Annotated in this window: 11 protein-coding genes; 6 read left to right on the top strand and 5 right to left on the bottom strand. The window is 74.0% G+C overall.

The features are described 5' to 3' along the window. Positions 1-343: 343 nt before the first annotated feature. A complete protein-coding gene (locus tag IF83_RS0110985) occupies positions 344-2,845 on the top strand; it encodes an ATP-dependent Clp protease ATP-binding subunit (protein WP_030543908.1) in 2,502 nt (833 codons plus the stop codon). Between the two features lie 339 nt (positions 2,846-3,184). Here the strand turns inward: IF83_RS0110985 and IF83_RS0110975 are convergent, their stop codons facing one another. Next, positions 3,185-3,424, bottom strand: coding sequence for a DUF397 domain-containing protein (locus IF83_RS0110975; RefSeq protein ID WP_030543907.1), 240 nt, complete (start codon positions 3,422-3,424; stop codon positions 3,185-3,187). Between the two features lie 593 nt (positions 3,425-4,017). Between IF83_RS0110975 and IF83_RS0110970 the strand changes: the two genes are divergently transcribed. Together IF83_RS0110970 and IF83_RS0110965 are read left to right on the top strand one after the other, a co-directional pair. Continuing rightward, a complete protein-coding gene (locus IF83_RS0110970) occupies positions 4,018-5,559 on the top strand; it encodes an ATP-dependent DNA ligase (RefSeq protein WP_030543906.1) in 1,542 nt (513 codons plus the stop codon). A gap of 118 nt (positions 5,560-5,677) precedes the next feature. After that, positions 5,678-5,941: a GlsB/YeaQ/YmgE family stress response membrane protein gene (locus IF83_RS0110965; protein ID WP_030543905.1), complete on the top strand. Its 264-nt coding sequence runs from the start codon at positions 5,678-5,680 to the stop codon at positions 5,939-5,941. 86 nt (positions 5,942-6,027) lie between these two features. Here IF83_RS0110965 and IF83_RS0110960 read toward each other — a convergent pair whose 3' ends face one another. The 4 genes from IF83_RS0110960 to IF83_RS0110945 form a co-directional block, all read right to left on the bottom strand. After that, complete coding sequence (locus IF83_RS0110960; protein WP_078843358.1) at positions 6,028-6,882, bottom strand: lysophospholipid acyltransferase family protein; 855 nt, start codon at positions 6,880-6,882, stop codon at positions 6,028-6,030. Further along, positions 6,879-7,631 carry a GNAT family N-acetyltransferase gene (locus IF83_RS0110955; RefSeq protein ID WP_030543903.1) on the bottom strand — a complete coding sequence of 251 codons (753 nt, stop codon included), beginning with the start codon at positions 7,629-7,631 and terminating at the stop codon, positions 6,879-6,881. Before IF83_RS0110955 ends, IF83_RS0110960 begins: the two co-directional genes overlap by 4 nt. 99 nt (positions 7,632-7,730) lie before the next feature. Further along, on the bottom strand, positions 7,731-8,654 hold the full coding sequence (locus IF83_RS0110950; RefSeq protein WP_051722640.1) for a LacI family DNA-binding transcriptional regulator: 924 nt from the start codon (positions 8,652-8,654) through the stop codon (positions 7,731-7,733). Further along, positions 8,655-11,144 carry a glycoside hydrolase family 2 protein gene (locus IF83_RS0110945; RefSeq protein ID WP_030543901.1) on the bottom strand — a complete coding sequence of 830 codons (2,490 nt, stop codon included), beginning with the start codon at positions 11,142-11,144 and terminating at the stop codon, positions 8,655-8,657. Between the two features lie 222 nt (positions 11,145-11,366). Between IF83_RS0110945 and IF83_RS0110940 the strand changes: the two genes are divergently transcribed. The 3 genes from IF83_RS0110940 to IF83_RS0110930 all read left to right on the top strand — a co-directional run bounded on the left by IF83_RS0110940 (position 11,367) and on the right by IF83_RS0110930 (position 15,936). Beyond that, complete coding sequence (locus tag IF83_RS0110940; RefSeq protein ID WP_051722639.1) at positions 11,367-13,595, top strand: alpha-galactosidase; 2,229 nt, start codon at positions 11,367-11,369, stop codon at positions 13,593-13,595. A gap of 356 nt (positions 13,596-13,951) precedes the next feature. After that, the gene (locus IF83_RS0110935; RefSeq protein WP_208605862.1) at positions 13,952-15,271 is read left to right on the top strand and encodes a sensor histidine kinase; all 1,320 of its coding nucleotides are present in this window, start codon (positions 13,952-13,954) and stop codon (positions 15,269-15,271) included. Then, positions 15,268-15,936: a response regulator gene (locus IF83_RS0110930; protein ID WP_030543898.1), complete on the top strand. Its 669-nt coding sequence runs from the start codon at positions 15,268-15,270 to the stop codon at positions 15,934-15,936. The genes IF83_RS0110935 and IF83_RS0110930 overlap by 4 nt, the downstream gene beginning before the upstream one ends. Positions 15,937-15,942: the final 6 nt, after the last annotated feature.

Here is a 15,942-nt window from a genome sequence, read left to right as displayed (position 1 = left end):
GGTCGGGTGACACGTCGCCATGAACTGTCCGATGCAGAGCGGGGATTCCAGCCGCTGCTCCGCCGGTGAGCCGTAGACGGCACGTTCACCCGGATACTCCGGGCCGCACGGGCGAGGGTGGATGCGGCCGGAGACATCGACTGCCGGTGTCGGTCGACTCCCCAATCGCGCGGAGCCACGGCCGCCTCGTGCCCGATCGCCTGTGACATCTGCGGCTCCGCATCAGGACGCCCGTCGCTCACCTGCCGCGTTCGCGCGCCGGGACAATCCGGCGGAGAATAGCCACGTAAGGGATATTTCGACTACGGCAGGCTGCGCGCTGCGGTGGCGCCCGCATGACGGGATGGTTCTTGTGACAACTTCGCCCTTCGGGTCCGGCGACCCGTTCTCCGATCTCTTCAACCGTTTCTTCGGCATGAGTCCGGGAGCCTCGCCGCCGGCCGTACAGCGCGTGCCCATCGGGCGACTGCTCAGCGATTCCTCTCACGAGCTGCTGGCGGCGGCAGGCGGCCGGGCGGCCGAGGACGGGGCCGATCTCGACACTGTGCACCTGCTGTGGGCCGCCACGCAGGTGCCGACCGCCCGGCAGGTGCTGGAGCAGGCAGGCGCTGATCCGGACCAGCTGGCTGCGGACCTGCAGGAGAACCTTCCCACCGGAACCGGCGGCCCCGGGCTCACCCCGGCGGCGAAGCGCGCCCTGCTTGCCGCCCACGCCCACTCCCAGGCGGCCGGTGCCTCGTACATCGGTCCGGAGCACATCCTCACCGCGTTGCTGGACGATTCGGACCTCGCCCGCACGCTGGAATCCGAGGGGGTCTCCCCCGGCGCGCTGAGCGGCGGCGGAGCCGGCCGGAAGGCGCCGTCGGGCGGGCACAGCGACACCCCCACCTTGGACGAATACGGGCGCGACCTCACCGACGAGGCCCGCAGCGGACGCCTCGACCCGGTGATCGGCCGGGCCGAGGAGATCGAGCAGACCGTGGAGGTCCTTTCCCGGCGCACCAAGAACAACCCCGTGCTCACCGGGGATCCCGGCGTCGGCAAGACCGCCATCGTCGAAGGGCTGGCGCAGCGGATCGTCGCCGGAGAGGTCCCGAAGGCTCTGCGCGACCGCCGCGTCGTGAGCCTCGACATGGCCGGCCTGGTCGCCGGGTCCAAGTACCGGGGAGAGTTCGAGGAGCGGCTGAAGAAGGTGATCGACGAGGTCACGGAGTCCGAGAGCGGCATCGTCCTGTTCATCGACGAGCTGCACACGGTCGTCGGCGCCGGCGGAGGCGCCGAAGGCGCCATGGACGCCGGAAACATCCTCAAGCCCGCGCTCGCCCGGGGCGACCTCAGCGTCGTCGGCGCCACCACCATCGACGAGTACCGCAGGTACATCGAGAAGGACGCCGCCCTCGAACGCCGCTTCCAGCCGGTCATGGTGCGCGAGCCCACCGTCGAGGAGACGGTCGAGATCCTGCACGGGCTCCGCGACTCCTACGAGGCCCACCACCAGGTCCGTTACACGGACGAGTCCCTGGACGCCGCGGCCGCCCTGTCCGATCGCTACATCACCGACCGCTTCCTGCCGGACAAGGCGATCGACCTCATGGACCAGGCAGGAGCCCGGGTGGGACTGCGCGGCCTCGGCGCCCCGGCCGGGACGGCGAGCCTGGAAGACCGCCTCACCAAGCTCCGCAGGGAGAAGGACGAGGCCGTCAGCACCGAGGACTACGAACGCGCAGCACAGCTCAAGGGGCAGATCCGGCAGACGGAGCGGGAACTCGCCGGCGCCGGCGGGGAGCGGGAAGAGGCCGGCAGCGTGACTCCCGAGGACATCGCCGATGTGCTCTCCGCGCGCACCGGCATCCCCGTCTCCCAGCTCACCGAGACCGAGCGCGAGCGGCTCACGAAGCTCGAAGAGGCCCTGCACGAGCGCGTGGTCGGCCAGGACGAGGCAGTCACTGCCGTCTCCCAGGCCGTGCGCCGCGGGCGGGCGGGCATGGGAGACCCCGACCGGCCAACCGGCAGCTTCCTCTTCCTCGGACCCACGGGTGTCGGCAAGACGGAGCTGGCCAAGGCACTTGCGGAACTGCTCTTCGGAGAAGCCGACCGGATGATCCGCTTCGACATGAGCGAGTTCCAGGAGAAGCACACCGTCTCCCGGCTCGTCGGCTCCCCGCCCGGATACGTCGGTTACGAGGAGGCCGGGCAGCTCACCGAGGCGGTGCGCCGCAAGCCGTACAGCGTCATGCTGTTCGACGAGGTCGAGAAGGCCCACCCGGACGTCTTCAACCTGCTGCTGCAGGTGCTGGACGACGGACGGCTCACGGACGCCCAGGGACGCACGATCGACTTCCGGCACACCGTGGTCATCATGACCAGCAACATCGCCTCCCAGCGCATCCTGGACCACCGGGGGGAGGTCGACGACATCAGGGATGACCTGATGGCCGAACTCCAGGGGCATTTCCGGCCCGAGTTCCTCAACCGCATCGACGAGATCATCGTCTTCCACGCCCTGACCCGGGCGGACCTGGTGCGCATTGTCGACCTTCTGCTGGAACGCAGCAGGCGCAGGCTCCACGCCCAGCAGATCAACCTCGAGGTCACCGAGACCGCCAAGGAGTGGCTGGCCAATCGTGGCTACCAGCCGGAGTTCGGGGCCCGGCCGCTGCGCCGTACCATCCAGACGGAGCTCGACAACCGCCTTTCGAACATGCTGCTCAGCGGCTCGCTCAATCCGGACGACACCGTCGTCGCCGATGTCAAGGACGGCGAGCTGGCACTGGCCCTCGGTCCGGCGGCCGACTCGGGCGGTGCGGAAGCGCCGGAGCCGGACGCAGCAAGTCCGACCGAGTAGCCGATCTGAGCTGGATTTCCCCATCTTGGGTCGGATTGGGGTCGACAGCGTCGCCGCCGGGATCGAAGGCGCCATGGCGGCGACCGGCCGGTGGGAGGTCGGCGCGGTGCTCGGCGTCGTGGCGGAGCTCGCCGGCGACGACCTGCTCGGCCGCGTGATCCGCCGGCTCCCGCCCGGGTACGCGCCGGCGTCCGGCCGGCGGGCGCGGCATGAGGGAGTGTGCAGGGCGTCCGGCGACCGGGCGTACGGGAGGTGGGGGATCTGCGGGGTGGTCCGTGAGGCCCGGGGACCGGCCGGGGACGGCGACCCGGCCTGCCTGCCTGCCTGCCGCGGAGCGGGTCAGTCCCTGATCAGGTGATCGAACTCCCCGTCCTTGATGCCCAGCAGCATCGCCTCGACCTCGGCGGGCGTATAGATCAGCGCGGGCCCGTCCGGATGGCGCGAGTTGCGCACCGCGACGTCACCTCCGGGGAGCTTGGCGAACTCCACACAAGCACCTTGTGAATTGCTGTGCCGGCTCTTCTGCCACACGACCTCCCTCAGTTCCGTGGCGGCCATACCGTTGTACGCGTGATGCACAGGACTCTCCCGAAATAGCGCCGGCGGTATCCCGCCGTATGCGTGGGGGGTTGCGGGCTGCCCGGATCATAACCGCGTTCACATGCCCATGCATGAGCCTTTGCACGTGCACCATCGGTATGCGAGCCACTCCGCACGGTTTCCGCGGAGTCCGCAATTCCCCCTTTTCCATGGAGCGGTGCGCGCCGCTCCGGCCCCCTCCCCTTTCCCGGGGGTGCACGTCAGCACCGTAACCACACGTCGTGACATGCGTCACTCCACCCCCACGGGTCTTCTCACGGGTCGCGAGAAGAAGACCGGGGCTCAATCCAGCTCTCCCGGTCGATATGGATGACGTGGGGAACGTTCCCCGGGTTGGTTCCCGGCAGGGAATTTCTCCGGTTTCCGGGGAGCGGGATCACGGAAGTTTTTCCCCGTCCGCATCGCCCCGGTTTTCGTCGCGCTGGGCAAGGAGCAATGGACCGGCGGTCACGTCCTGTCGGCGCACTGCGAGCCGGTGCGCCGCGGGAAGAAGCGGAAGAGGTATCAGCGGCATGCGGCCGAATGCCGGTTCCCCCGGGCCGCGGGGCGGGAGCGCGGGTAGGGATGACGGCATGCTGCTGGCCGAACTCGCGGAGACGTCCAGGGATGTCGCCGCCACCTCCGCCCGCTCGGAGAAGACCCGTCTGCTCGCCCGGCTCTTCCGGAGCGCCGAGCCCGCCGAGGCTCCCCTGATCATCACCTATCTGGCCGGCCGGCTGCCCCAGCGGCGGATCGGGGTGGGCTGGAGCGTTCTCAAGGAGCCCCGGCCGCCCGCGCCCGCCCCGCGGCTGTCCGTCCTGGAGGTCGACGCCGCGCTCGGCGCGATCGCGGCCGTCTCCGGCACCGGCGCCCTGGCGGAGCGGAAGCGGCTGGTCGGCGCGCTGCTGGAGGCGGCGACCGGGGAGGAGCAGCGGTTTCTGCTCGGGCTGCTCTCCGGCGAGCTGCGGCAGGGAGCGCTGGACGCGCTCGCCGTGGAAGGGCTGGCCGCCGCCACCGGCGCGGAGCCGGCCGAGGTCCGCCGGGCCGTGATGCTGGGCGGCTCGCTCGGCGGGGTCGCCGAGGTGCTGCTGGAGCGGGGGCCGGCCGCGCTGGCCGACTTCCGGCTGCGGGTCGGCCGCCCGGTGCTGCCCATGCTGGCGCACACCGCGAAGAGCGTGGACGAGGCCCTGGACAAGCTGGGTCCGTGCGCGGTGGAGGAGAAGCTCGACGGCATCCGGGTGCAGGTGCACCGGGACGGTGACGCGGTCCGGATCTGGACCCGAACGCTGGACGAGATCACCGACCGGTTGCCGGAAGTGACCGAGGCGGCACGGGAGTTGGCGGCCGACCGGGCCGTGCTCGACGGGGAGGTGATCGCCCTGCGCGAGGACGGCCGGCCGCGGCCCTTCCAGGAGGTCTCCGGGCGGGTCGGTTCGCGCGTGGACGTCTCCGCCGCCCGGCTGTCGCTGCCGCTCTCCGCCGTCTTCTTCGACCTGCTCGCCGTCGACGGCCGGGACCTGCTGGAGCTCCCCGCCTCCGCGCGCCACGCCGAGCTGGCCCGGGTGGTGCCGGAGCCGCTGCGCGTACGGCGCCTGGTCGCCGCCGACCCCACCGCGGAGGAGACCCGGCGCGCGGTGCGGGAGTTCGCCGCCGACACCCTGGAGCGGGGGCACGAGGGTGTCGTGCTGAAGGCGCTGGACGCGGTGTACAGCGCAGGACGGCGCGGCGCCTCCTGGCTGAAGGTGAAACCGGTGCACACCCTCGATCTGGTGGTGCTCGCCGCGGAGTGGGGCCATGGGCGGCGCAGCGGCAAGCTCTCCAACCTCCATCTCGGCGCGCGGCGGCCGGACGGTTCCTTCGCCATGCTCGGCAAGACGTTCAAGGGCCTGACCGACCGGCTGCTCGCCTGGCAGACGGAGCGGCTGCTGGACCTGGCCACCGCGCGGGAGCCGTGGGGGGTGACGGTCCGGCCGGAGCTGGTCGTCGAGATCGCGTTCGACGGGGTGCAGCGCTCCTCCCGCTACCCCGAGGGCATCACCCTGCGCTTCGCGCGCGTGCTCCGCTACCGCGAGGACAAGCCGGCGTCCGAGGCCGACACAGTGGACGCCGTGCGGGCCCTGCACGCGACGGGCTGAACGACCGGGCGGACGGGCGTCCGCGGCCGCCTCGGAGTGACGCGCACATGTCGGGGCAGAAGGACCGTACACACCGCGGTTTCGCACATCACTACGGAGTCAGTACGGAGAGGCAGTCATGGAGATCTCGGGCATCATCAGCGCGATCATCATCGGCATCATCATCGGTGTGCTGGGACGGCTCGTTCTTCCCGGCCGGCAGCGGATCGGCGTGCTGTGGACGATCCTCGTCGGTATCGTCGCCGCGCTGATCGGTACGGCGCTCGCGGGCGCCCTGGGCGTCTCCAACACGAATGGTCCCGACTGGATCGAGTGGCTGATCCAGATCGCGCTGGCTGCCGTCGGTATCGCCGCGCTCGACCGGGCCAAGGCGCGGGCCTGACGGCGCGGGCACCGTCCGCCTCCGCGCGGGGCGCGGGCCCCGGGAGGGCCCGCCCCGCGGCCGGCGGACGACGGATCCGGGGATGTTCACGAGGCCCGGCCCACTCGGTGACGAGCGGGCCGGGCCTCGTGCCGTACCAGCGCCTGCGCGTGCGCCGCCAGGGAGCGCCGGTCGTCCCCGCCGGACACCGGCAGCAGCGGCGGGTGGACGCGGACACGGACGGTGAGCGCGCGGGCGGTCAGCACCCGGTGCAGCGAGCCGCCGAAACCGTCCTCGCCGACGAACGCGGCCACGGTGCTCGGGGCGCCCGCCTGTTCGTAGCCGATGGTGACGGGACGCACGGCTGCCGCGGCGTCGAGCGCGGCCTGGAACGCGGCCGGCCGGAACGGGCCGCCGGGGGCGGAGCAGTGCGTGGCCCCCTCGGGGAAGACGGCCACCGACCGCCCGGCGCGCAGCAGCCCGGCCAGGTCCGCCACGGTGGCGGGGAGCCCGCGCAGACTGCCCCGGTCGATGAAGCGCGTACCGGCGCGCCGGACCACCGGCCCGAGCACCGGCCAGCCGCCCACCTCGCGCTTGGCGAGCAGGGTCACCGGCTCGACGGCCAGCAGGGCGACGGCGTCGAGCCAGGAGATGTGGTTGGCGACGATCAGGGTGCCGGGAGCGGGGCCGCCCGGCCCCCCGCGCGCGTCCGATCCGGCCGGGGCGCTGAGGACGGCGCCGTCCGGGGTCTCCAGCCGTACGCCGAGCGCGTCGAGCAGTGCGCGGGCCCGCCCGCGCAGCGTCTCCGGCCGGGCGATGTCGTCGCCGTCCCGCAGCGCTCCGGCCACCTCCCGGGTGAAGGCGGCGGCGCGGCGGAGGGCCCGGAACGGGCGCACGGGCGGGGCGGAGTGCGCGACGCAGCCGGCCGGGGCGCAGGGGGAGCCGGGGGCCCAGGGGTTCACCGGAGGTCGCCCAGGAAGAAGCGCCGATAGCGGTCGTTCATGCGTTCGGTGTCGAGGAGGACGAAGAAGTCGGCGTCGCCGAACACCCGGTCGTGCTGCGGCGGTCCGCACATCCAGGCGCCGGCCCGCAGATAGCCGCGGAGGAGCGGCGGCAGGGCGAGCGGGTCCGGCCGGGCGTCCACGGGGTGGGGCGGGGTCCACGGGTCGAGCGGCTGGACGCGCAGCGCGGGCGGGGCGGCGTGCCGGGTGGTGCCCAGCAGCCAGGCGTTCGCCGCCGCCTGCCCGCCGTCGCCCAGTGGCACGGAGGCGCAGCCGGCGAGATAGCGGTGCCCGGACAGCAGGACGTAGCGGGCGAGCCCGGACCACATGAGGTTGATGACCCCGCCCGTGCGGTGCGCGGGGTGCACGCAGGCCCGGCCGGCCTCGACCATGGAGGCGCGCACCTCGGCCGGGAGCGTGCGCAGGTCGAACTCGGTCTCGGAGTAGAGGCGTTCGCTGCGGCCCGGGGGCAGCAGCCGGTAGGTTCCGACGGCTTCGCCGGTCGCCGTGTCGGTGACGACGAGGTGGTCCATCACCTCGTCGAACGCGTCGGTGTCCCGCCCGTCCGCCGTCGGGCGCAGCCGGGCGCCGCGCTCCCCGGCGAAGACCTGGTGGCGCAGTCGCTGCGCGGCGTGGATCAGCTCATCGGTGTCGGCTATCGCCATGGTGTACGAGGACGTGCCCGCCGAAGCGGTCGATGTCGAGAGCATGCCATGACTGTCCCGGGCACCGCCCAATGCCCGGTGTCCGTACGGTGAGGGGGGCGCAGCGGCGGGATGACGGCGGCGCGCCGCCGGCCGGCGGACGGTTCAGGCGCCGGCCGCGCCCGCCTCGCCGGCCGCCGCGCGGGGTGCGGTGCTGCCGCGCGGCACGTAGCGGGCGGTGGGCAGCGAGCGCTCCGCCACCGGGCGCCCGTCCACGAGTTCGAGCACGGACCGGGCGACCAGCACGCCGTACTGGTGGACGTCCAGGCTCATGGTGGTGAGCGGCGGGGAGGCCAGCCGGCACAGGGTGGAGTCGTCCCAGGCGATCAGGGAGAGCCGCTCCGGCACGGCGAAGCCGAGCTCCTTGGCGGTGGCCAGCCCGGCCACCGCCATCACGTCGTTGTCGTAGAGGATCGCGGTGGGCGGTTCGGCCGCGCCCAGCAGCCGCGCGGTCAGCCGCTCCCCCGCCTCGGCGGAGTAGTCGCCCTCGACGATCACGGGGCGCTCCAGGCCCGCCGCGCGGCAGCCGTCCTCCAGGGCGGCGGTCCGCACCCGGGTGTGCAGCAGCTCCGCCGGGCCGCTCACCCGCGCGATGCGCCGGTGGCCCAGCTCCAGCAGCCGCGCCAGCGCCTCCCGTACGGCCCCGGCGTCGTCGGTGCGGACGGCCGGGGCGGCCGGGTCCTCCTCCCAGGTGCCGACGAGCACGGCGGGCAGGCCGAGTTCCCGCAGGGCGGCGGGCCGCCGGTCGCCGGCGGTGAGGTTGACGACCGCGACGGCCTCCACGAGGCCCCGCTCGGCCCACCGCCGGTAGGCGGCCAGCTCGGCGTCCTGCTCGGGGACGACGTGGAGGAGCACGGACATGCCGCGTTCCGCCAGGCTCTCCTCGATGCCGGCGATGAACTCCATGAAGAAGGGCTCGACGCCGAGCAGCCGGGCGGGGCGGGCGAGCACCAGCCCGATCGCGCCCGTTCCCGCCGGCTCGTGTCCCGCCGGCTCACGCCCTGCCGGCCCGTGCTGTGCTCCGGCCACTCAGGAAGACACCGCCGGAGCGTGGAGGGCGTTGGCGCTGCGCAGCACCAGCGGCCCGGTCAGCCGCTCCGGGTCGAGCCGGGCGGCGGTGCGCACGGTGAAGGAGTGCGTCTCGCCCGCGGGGATCGCCACCAGCATGTCGTCCACCTCGGCGTCGGGCGCGAGCCGGTCGGCCAGCACGGCCACGTCGCGCGCGAAGGAGGTCGCGGTGACGTCGACGCGGTAGCCGCCGGGCACGGCGACCGCCTTCGCCGTCAACGGCGCGGGGTCGTAGGCCAGTTCGACGTCCTCCCGGAAGAGGTGGACGGCGCGCGCGTCGTCACACGTCAGCACGAGCACCTCCTGAGCGGGATCGGCGGGCGTGAGCAGGGACTCGGGGAGGGCGTACGGGGCGGCCGACCGGGGCTTCACGTCCAGTTCGATCCTAGCCGTGCCCAGCACGGTGCCGTCGAACGCCTGCCGCTCCGCCCGCACGGTGCCCGTCCAGGGTCCGGCCGTGTCGTTCACCGCGATCAGCACGGTCGCGCCGTCGCGCGGCTGGAGGGTGAGCAGCCGGGGCGCGTAGGCGTGCTTCAGCGCGTACCAGAGCGGCTTGGGGCGCCCGTCGCCGTCGACGGCCGCCCAGGAGGTGACCGGCCAGCAGTCGTTGAGCTGCCAGACGACACTGCCGGCGGTGCGCGGCCACCAGGAGCGGAAGTGTTCGACGCCGAAGGCGACGGCGCGGGCCTGGTTGAGCTGGGTCGTCCAGTGCCAGTCCGCGAACGTCGCGGGCGGGGGGAGGTGCGGGGCGAAGCCGCGGTCGAGCTTGCCGTTGCCGTCCTCGGCCTTCTGGTGGAGCAGGAAGGACGGGGAGGCGGGCGTCAGGGGCTCGTCGTGCACCCAGCCGGTGAGGGTGGCCCAGGTGGGCGGCCCCTGGAAGCCGAACTCGGAGCAGAAGCGCGGGATGTGGTCGCGGTAGGCGGTGTAGTCGCGCTCGTTCCACACCCGCCACTCGTGCCGGGTGCCGTGGTTCTCGTCGTTGGGGTGGAGCTCGTCGAGCGGGATGCCGGGGTTGTACGGGCTGTTGGCGGAGTAGAAGCGGGTCGGGTCGAGCTCGGCGACGACCGACGGCAGCAGCTCGGTGTAGTAGCGCAGGCCCCAGGTGCGGCCCCGGAGCTGCTCCGGCCAGCCCCAGTCGCGGTAGCCCCACATGTTCTCGTTGGCGCCGTTCCAGAGGGCGAGCGAGGCGTGCGAGGAGAGCCGGGCGACGTTCTCCCGGGCCTCGGCCTCGACCTCGCTCCACAGCGGCTCCTCCTCGGGGTAGGAGGCGCAGGCGAACGGGAAGTCCTGCCAGACGAGGACGCCGCGCTCGTCGCAGACGTCGTAGAAGTCCTCGGTCTCGTAGATGCCGCCGCCCCAGACCCGCAGCAGGTTCATGTGCGCGCCGAGGGCCTGCTCGACGCGGCGGGTGACGCGCTCGCGGGTGACGCGGGTGACGCGGGTGAGGAAATGGTCGTCCGGGATCCAGTTGGCGCCCTTGGCGAAGACGGGGGTGCCGTTGACCGTGATGGTGAAGGGGGTGCCCGTCTCGTCGGGCGCGGTGTCGACGGTGACGGTGCGGAAGCCGACGCGGCGGGAGGCCGCGTCGAGGGCCGGGCCGCCGCCGCCCGCGCGGAGCTCGGCGCCCAGCTCGTACAGCGGCTGGTCGCCGTAGCCGGCGGGCCACCACAGGCGGACGCCGGGGACGTCCAGGGTGAGCACCGCGGAGGTCTCCCCGGCGGGGACGGTGACGCCGCCCTCCCGGCCGGCGACGGTGGCGGTCAGCCGCAGCTCGCGCGGGGCGGCCGGGTCGGCGTGCTCGATGTCCGCGTGGAGTTCGACGCGGCCGGTGCCGTCCGGGCCGACGGTGACGAGCGGCCGCAGCCGGTGGATGCGGGCCGTGGTCCAGCGCTCCAGGCGGACGGGCTTCCAGATGCCGGCCGTCTGCAGGTCCGGTCCCCAGTCCCAGCCGAAGCTGCAGGCCATCTTGCGGACCATGTTGAAGGGGTGCGGATAGACGTGGTCGCGCCGGCCGAGCCGCTGTTCGATCTCCTCGGCATGCTCAAGGGCGGAGCGGAAGGTGACCACCAGCTCGTTGGCACCCTCGCGGAGGTCCTCGCGGACGTCGAAGCGGTAGGAGCGGTGCATGTTGGCGGTGCGGCCCAGCAGCCGGCCGTTCAGCTCGACGGCGGCGACGGTGTCGAGCCCGTCGAAGGCGAGGTCGACGCGCTCGCCGGGGCGCGCCGCCTCCGCGTCGAAGGTGGTCGTGTAGCGCCAGTCGGTGCGGTGCGCCCAGACCAGTTCCTCTTCCGTGCGGTCGAGGTAGGGGTCGTTGATCAGGCCGGCGGCCAGCAGATCGAGGTGGGCGCTGCCGGGCACCCGGGCGGGGACGCTCCGGCCGGCCACGTCCGCGGGCACCGGACCCGCGGCGGCCGTCAACTGCCATCCCTCGTGCAGGGTCTGACGGATCATCCTCGATCACTCCAGGGTCGGGTCCGCGCGGCGGGCGGCGGGCGCCCGCGGGGACGAGGGGATGCGGCTGGTGCGTCCTCTTGTGCGGGCCGGGGTCGTGGTGGATTCTTACGACACTGAATTAAGTAAGTCAACAGCGTGGTGGCCGTTCCCCCGGCAACCGGCAGACAGCCAGGCAGACGCGCAGACGCGCAGGCAGGCGACCGACAGGCAAGGATGCAGATGACCGCCGCACCGTTCCCACCCCCCGGACCGCCCGGAGCGCCTGAACCGTCCGGACCGCCGGCCTCCGGTCTCGCGCACCTGCGCGCGGCCGGGGTGAGCCTCGTCCTCGACCTCTCCGGCGGCACCCTCCCCCGGGTGCTGCACTGGGGACCCGACCTCGGCGGACTGGACAGCGCACAGCTCGACGCACTGCGGCTCGCCCGCCGCTGCCAGCCCATCGGCTTCTCCGTCGACGGGCCGGTGGAGGTCGCGGTGCTGCCCGAGCAGTCGGCCGGCTGGCTGGGTACCCCGGGGCTCTCCGGCCACCGCGACGGCACGGACTTCTCCCCCGCCTTCCGCGTCACGCACACCGAACCGGCGCCCGGGGAGAGCGGGTTGGGCGCCGACGGCGGCGGCCGGCTCACCGTGCGGGCGGCCGACGGCACCGCCGGGCTGGGTCTCGAACTCACCATCGAGCTCACCCCCTCGGGGCTGGTGCGCCAGCGCGCCGCCGTGACCAACCACGGCTCCACCCCCTACACCGTCGACGCCGTCAACCTCACGCTGCCCGTACCCGCCGAGGCGACCGAGCTGCTCGACTTCACCGGCCGTCATCTGCGCGAGCGCGGCCCGCAGCGCACCGCCTTCACCCAGGGCCTGCGGATGCGCGAGAACCGCACCGGCCGCACCGGATACGACGCCGCGTATCTGCTGGTCGCCGGAAGCGCCGGCTTCGGCAACCGCTCGGGTGAGGTCTGGGGCGTGCACACTGCCTGGTCCGGCAACCACCGCACCTTCGCGGAGCGCACCTTCCACGCCGTGTCGCTGCTCGGCTCCGGTGAACTGCTGCTCCCCGGCGAGGTGGTGCTCGCGCCCGGGGAGTCGTACACCAGTCCGTGGCAGTACGGCTCCCACGGCACCGGTCTGGACGAGCTGTCGGCCCGCTTCCACCGCCACCTGCGCGCCCGCGCGCACCACCCCTCCTCCCCGCGCCCCGTGGTGGTGAACACCTGGGAGGCCGTTTACTTCGACCACGACCTGGCCCGGCTGCGTGAACTGGCTGACGCGGCGGCCGCGGTGGGCGCCGAGCGCTTCGTCCTCGACGACGGCTGGTTCGGCTCCCGCCGCGACGACCGGCGGGGCCTCGGCGACTGGTACGTCTCCGACGAGGTCTGGCCGGACGGACTGGGCCCGCTGACGGACCATGTGACCGGCCTGGGGATGGAGTTCGGGCTCTGGGTGGAGCCGGAGATGATCAACGAGGACTCGGACCTGGCCCGCGCCCACCCCGACTGGATCATGGCGGCCGGTGACGGCCGGCTCCCCGGCGCCGCCCGCTCCCAGCAGGTGCTCGACCTGGCCCGGCCGGAGGCGTACGCGTACATCTTCCGGCGACTGGACGAGCTGCTGACCACCTACCCCATCGGCTACCTCAAGTGGGACCACAACCGCGATCTGGTGGAGGCCGGCCACCGCCCCACCGGGCGCGCCGGAGTGCACGGCCAGACCCTCGCCGTCTACCGGCTCCTCGACGAGCTGCGCCGCCGCCACCCGGGCGTGGAGATCGAGTCCTGCTCCTCCGGCGGCGCCCGCGTCGACCTCGCCATCCTGGAGCGCACCGACCGGGTGTGGGTGTCCGACTGCATCGACGCCCTGGAGCGGCAGCGGATCCAGCGCTGGACCAACACCCTGATCCCGCTGGAGCTGATGGGCACCCATGTCGGCTCCGGCACCGCCCACACCACCGACCGCCGCCACCCCGTGGACTTCCGCGCCGGAACCGCCCTCTTCGGCCACTTCGGCATCGAGTGGGACCTGACGCGGGCCGAACCGGCGGAGGTCGCACGGCTGGCCGAGTGGGTCGCGCTCTACAAGGAGCTGCGCCCGCTGCTGCACTCGGGCACCGCCGTGCACGCCGACCACCCGGATCCCGCCCACGAGCTGCACGGCGTGGTCGCCGGGGACGGCTCCGAGGCGCTCTACGCCCTGGTGGCCACCGCCACCTCGGCGAACTACCCGACGGGCGCGGTGCGGCTGCCCGGCCTGGACCCGGACACCGTCTACCGGGTGCGCCCGCAGCCCCCCGGCGACGTACCCGACGGCAACGCGCACCGGTGGGGCGCCGGGCTGCCGTGGTGGACCCCTGAGGGCGTCGAACTGCCCGGGCGGGTGCTCGCGACGGCGGGGCTGCAGGCGCCTGTGCTGTTCCCGGAGCGGCTGGTGCTGCTGCGCGCGGTGCGCGTGTGAGAGTGCCTCGGCACCACCGCCCGGCAGGTCAGGTGCGGCCGCCGCTCTCGTCGCGGCACTTCTCGTCGCGGCGGTCATCGGCCTCGGCGGTCCGCGGTTCCGCGGCGGGTCCCCGTTCGACGGGACGGAGTCGACGGGACCGCGGCGGGCACGACGGGTACCGGGACTCCCGGGTCACGGGACCGCCCGCCCGCCCCGCGACCGGGCGGACGGGTGGGTGGCGGCGCCAACGCGGGGGAAGCCGGCCCACGACGGCGGCGGCGGACGTCATCGGGGCCCCCTGGAGTACGGCACGTGTGTGCGAGGATCGGGGCGTGTCGCCCTCATGGCCCGATCGCGTCCTTGACAAGCCACACGTGATACCGCGCCTCGTCATCCTGCTCCTGGTCACCACCGGATATCTCCTGCTGCTGCGGAGCGGCCCCGGGCCGTCGGCGGCCGACTGGGGCTTCGCGCTCGCCACGGTGGCGATCGGGATGTTCGGCGCCGTCCGGCCGCTGGGCACCGCGCTCGGCCAGGCGGCCCTGCTGCTCGCCGCGGACGCGTACGGCGGAAGCTTCGCCCACGGGCCGGCGGCCGTGGTGAAGTACCTCGCCGGTTTCGCCCTGCTGGAGCTGGCGGTCCGGCGGCCGTGGCCGCGGGCGCTGATCGGTGGTGCCGCCCTGACCGCCGTGTATGTCGTCCACACGGCCGAAGGGATGCCCGCGGAGCTGCCCCCGCTGCTCTACCGGGTGGCGGTGACCGTCCTCGGCCCGCTGCTGCTGGGCGGTTCGGTCCGCGCCGCCCGCCAGGCCGCCTGGCATGCCCGCAAGCACGCGGAGGAGGAGCGGCACAGCCGGGAGCTGCGGGTCCGCGCCGCACGGGTGGCCGAACGCGCCGCGATCGCCCGGGAACTGCACGACCTGGTGGCCCACCACGTCTCCTCCATGGTGCTGCGGGTGGGGGTGGCCCGGCACACGCTGCCGGTCACGGACGAGCGGGTGACCGGCGTCCTCGACGACCTGCACACCACCGGTACGGCCGCCCTGGCCGACCTCCGCCGCCTGGTGGCCGTCCTCCGCGACCCGGGGCAGCTGCCCGGGGACGGCGGGGAGGCCCTGCCCCCGGTCCCCGGCGGGCTGCCCGCAGCCCTGCGCACGGTGGTCGAACACAGCCGGCGGTCCGGGCTGGACGTCGAGGAGTCGGCGGATCCGGAGATCGGCGGCCTCGACGCGGTGCGCGGCCTCGCCGTGCTGCGGCTGGTGCAGGAGGGCCTGGCCAACGTCGCCCGGCACGCCGGTCCCTCGGCCCGCGCCGTGGTGTCGGTGCGGATGACCGGGGCGGGCGCCGTCCGCCTGGACCTCCGGGACGACGGGCCGGCGGGCGGTGACGGACGGAGCGTGCCCGCACCGTCCGGGACGGGTCTCGGGCTGGTCGGGATGCGGGAGCGGGTCCGGCTGCTCGGCGGATCGCTGCGAGCGGGACCGGCCGGCGACGGCTGGCACCTCACCGCCGAACTCCCGGCCGATCCGGCCGATGCAGCCGCTCCCGGCGACCCGGCCGACCCCGGCGACCCGGCCGACCGCGGGGACCCGGCCGGCCCGGGCAGTGCGGCCGGCCCGGCGCTCCCCGGGGACCCCGCCCGTCCGGGCGGGGCGCGGGACGGGGACCGGCGCGAGGCGGGGGTCCGCCCGTGATCCGCGTGCTGCTCGTGGACGACCAGCGGCTGGTCCGCGCCGGGCTGCGGATGCTCTGCGAGGCCGCCCCCGATGTGCGGGTCGCCGGCGAGGCCGAGAACGGGCGCGAGGCGGTCCGGCTCGCCGGGGAGCTGGCGCCCGACGTGGTCCTCATGGATCTGCGCATGCCCCTCGTCGACGGCATCACCGCGACCGGCCGGATCCTGGCCGCCCGCCCGGCCACCCGGGTCGTCGCGCTGACCACCTTCGACGACGACGACCACCTCTACCCGGCGCTCGCCGCGGGCGCGTGCGGCTTCCTCGTCAAGGACGCCGCACCGGCCGAACTGCTGGACGGCATCCGGCGCGCCACGCGAGGGGACGACCCGTTCAGCACCTCCGTGCTGCGCCGCCTCGTCGGCCGGGCCGTGGAGGCGAGGAGCGGGGAGGGCGAGCGGCGGTCCGGCGCATCCGGGTCATTGCCCGCCGGTCTCACGGAGCGCGAGCGCGAGGTGCTCTCCCTGCTGGGCGCGGGGCTGTCGAACGGCGAGATCGCCGAGCGGCTGCACCTCGGGGTGACCACCGTCAAGACCCATGTCTCCAGCCTGATGGCCAAGACGGGTGCCGAGGGCCGGGTCCGGCTGGCGGTGCTGGCCGTCCGGGCGGGCGTCACACCGCCCCGGTGAGACGCC

Origin of the sequence: Streptomyces albus subsp. albus, assembly GCF_000719865.1 — a bacterium.
GTDB classification, from domain to species: Bacteria; Actinomycetota; Actinomycetes; order Streptomycetales; family Streptomycetaceae; genus Streptomyces; species Streptomyces albus_E.
Note: the sequence above shows the minus strand (reverse complement) of the source record. Positions and strands in the feature narration are given on the sequence as shown.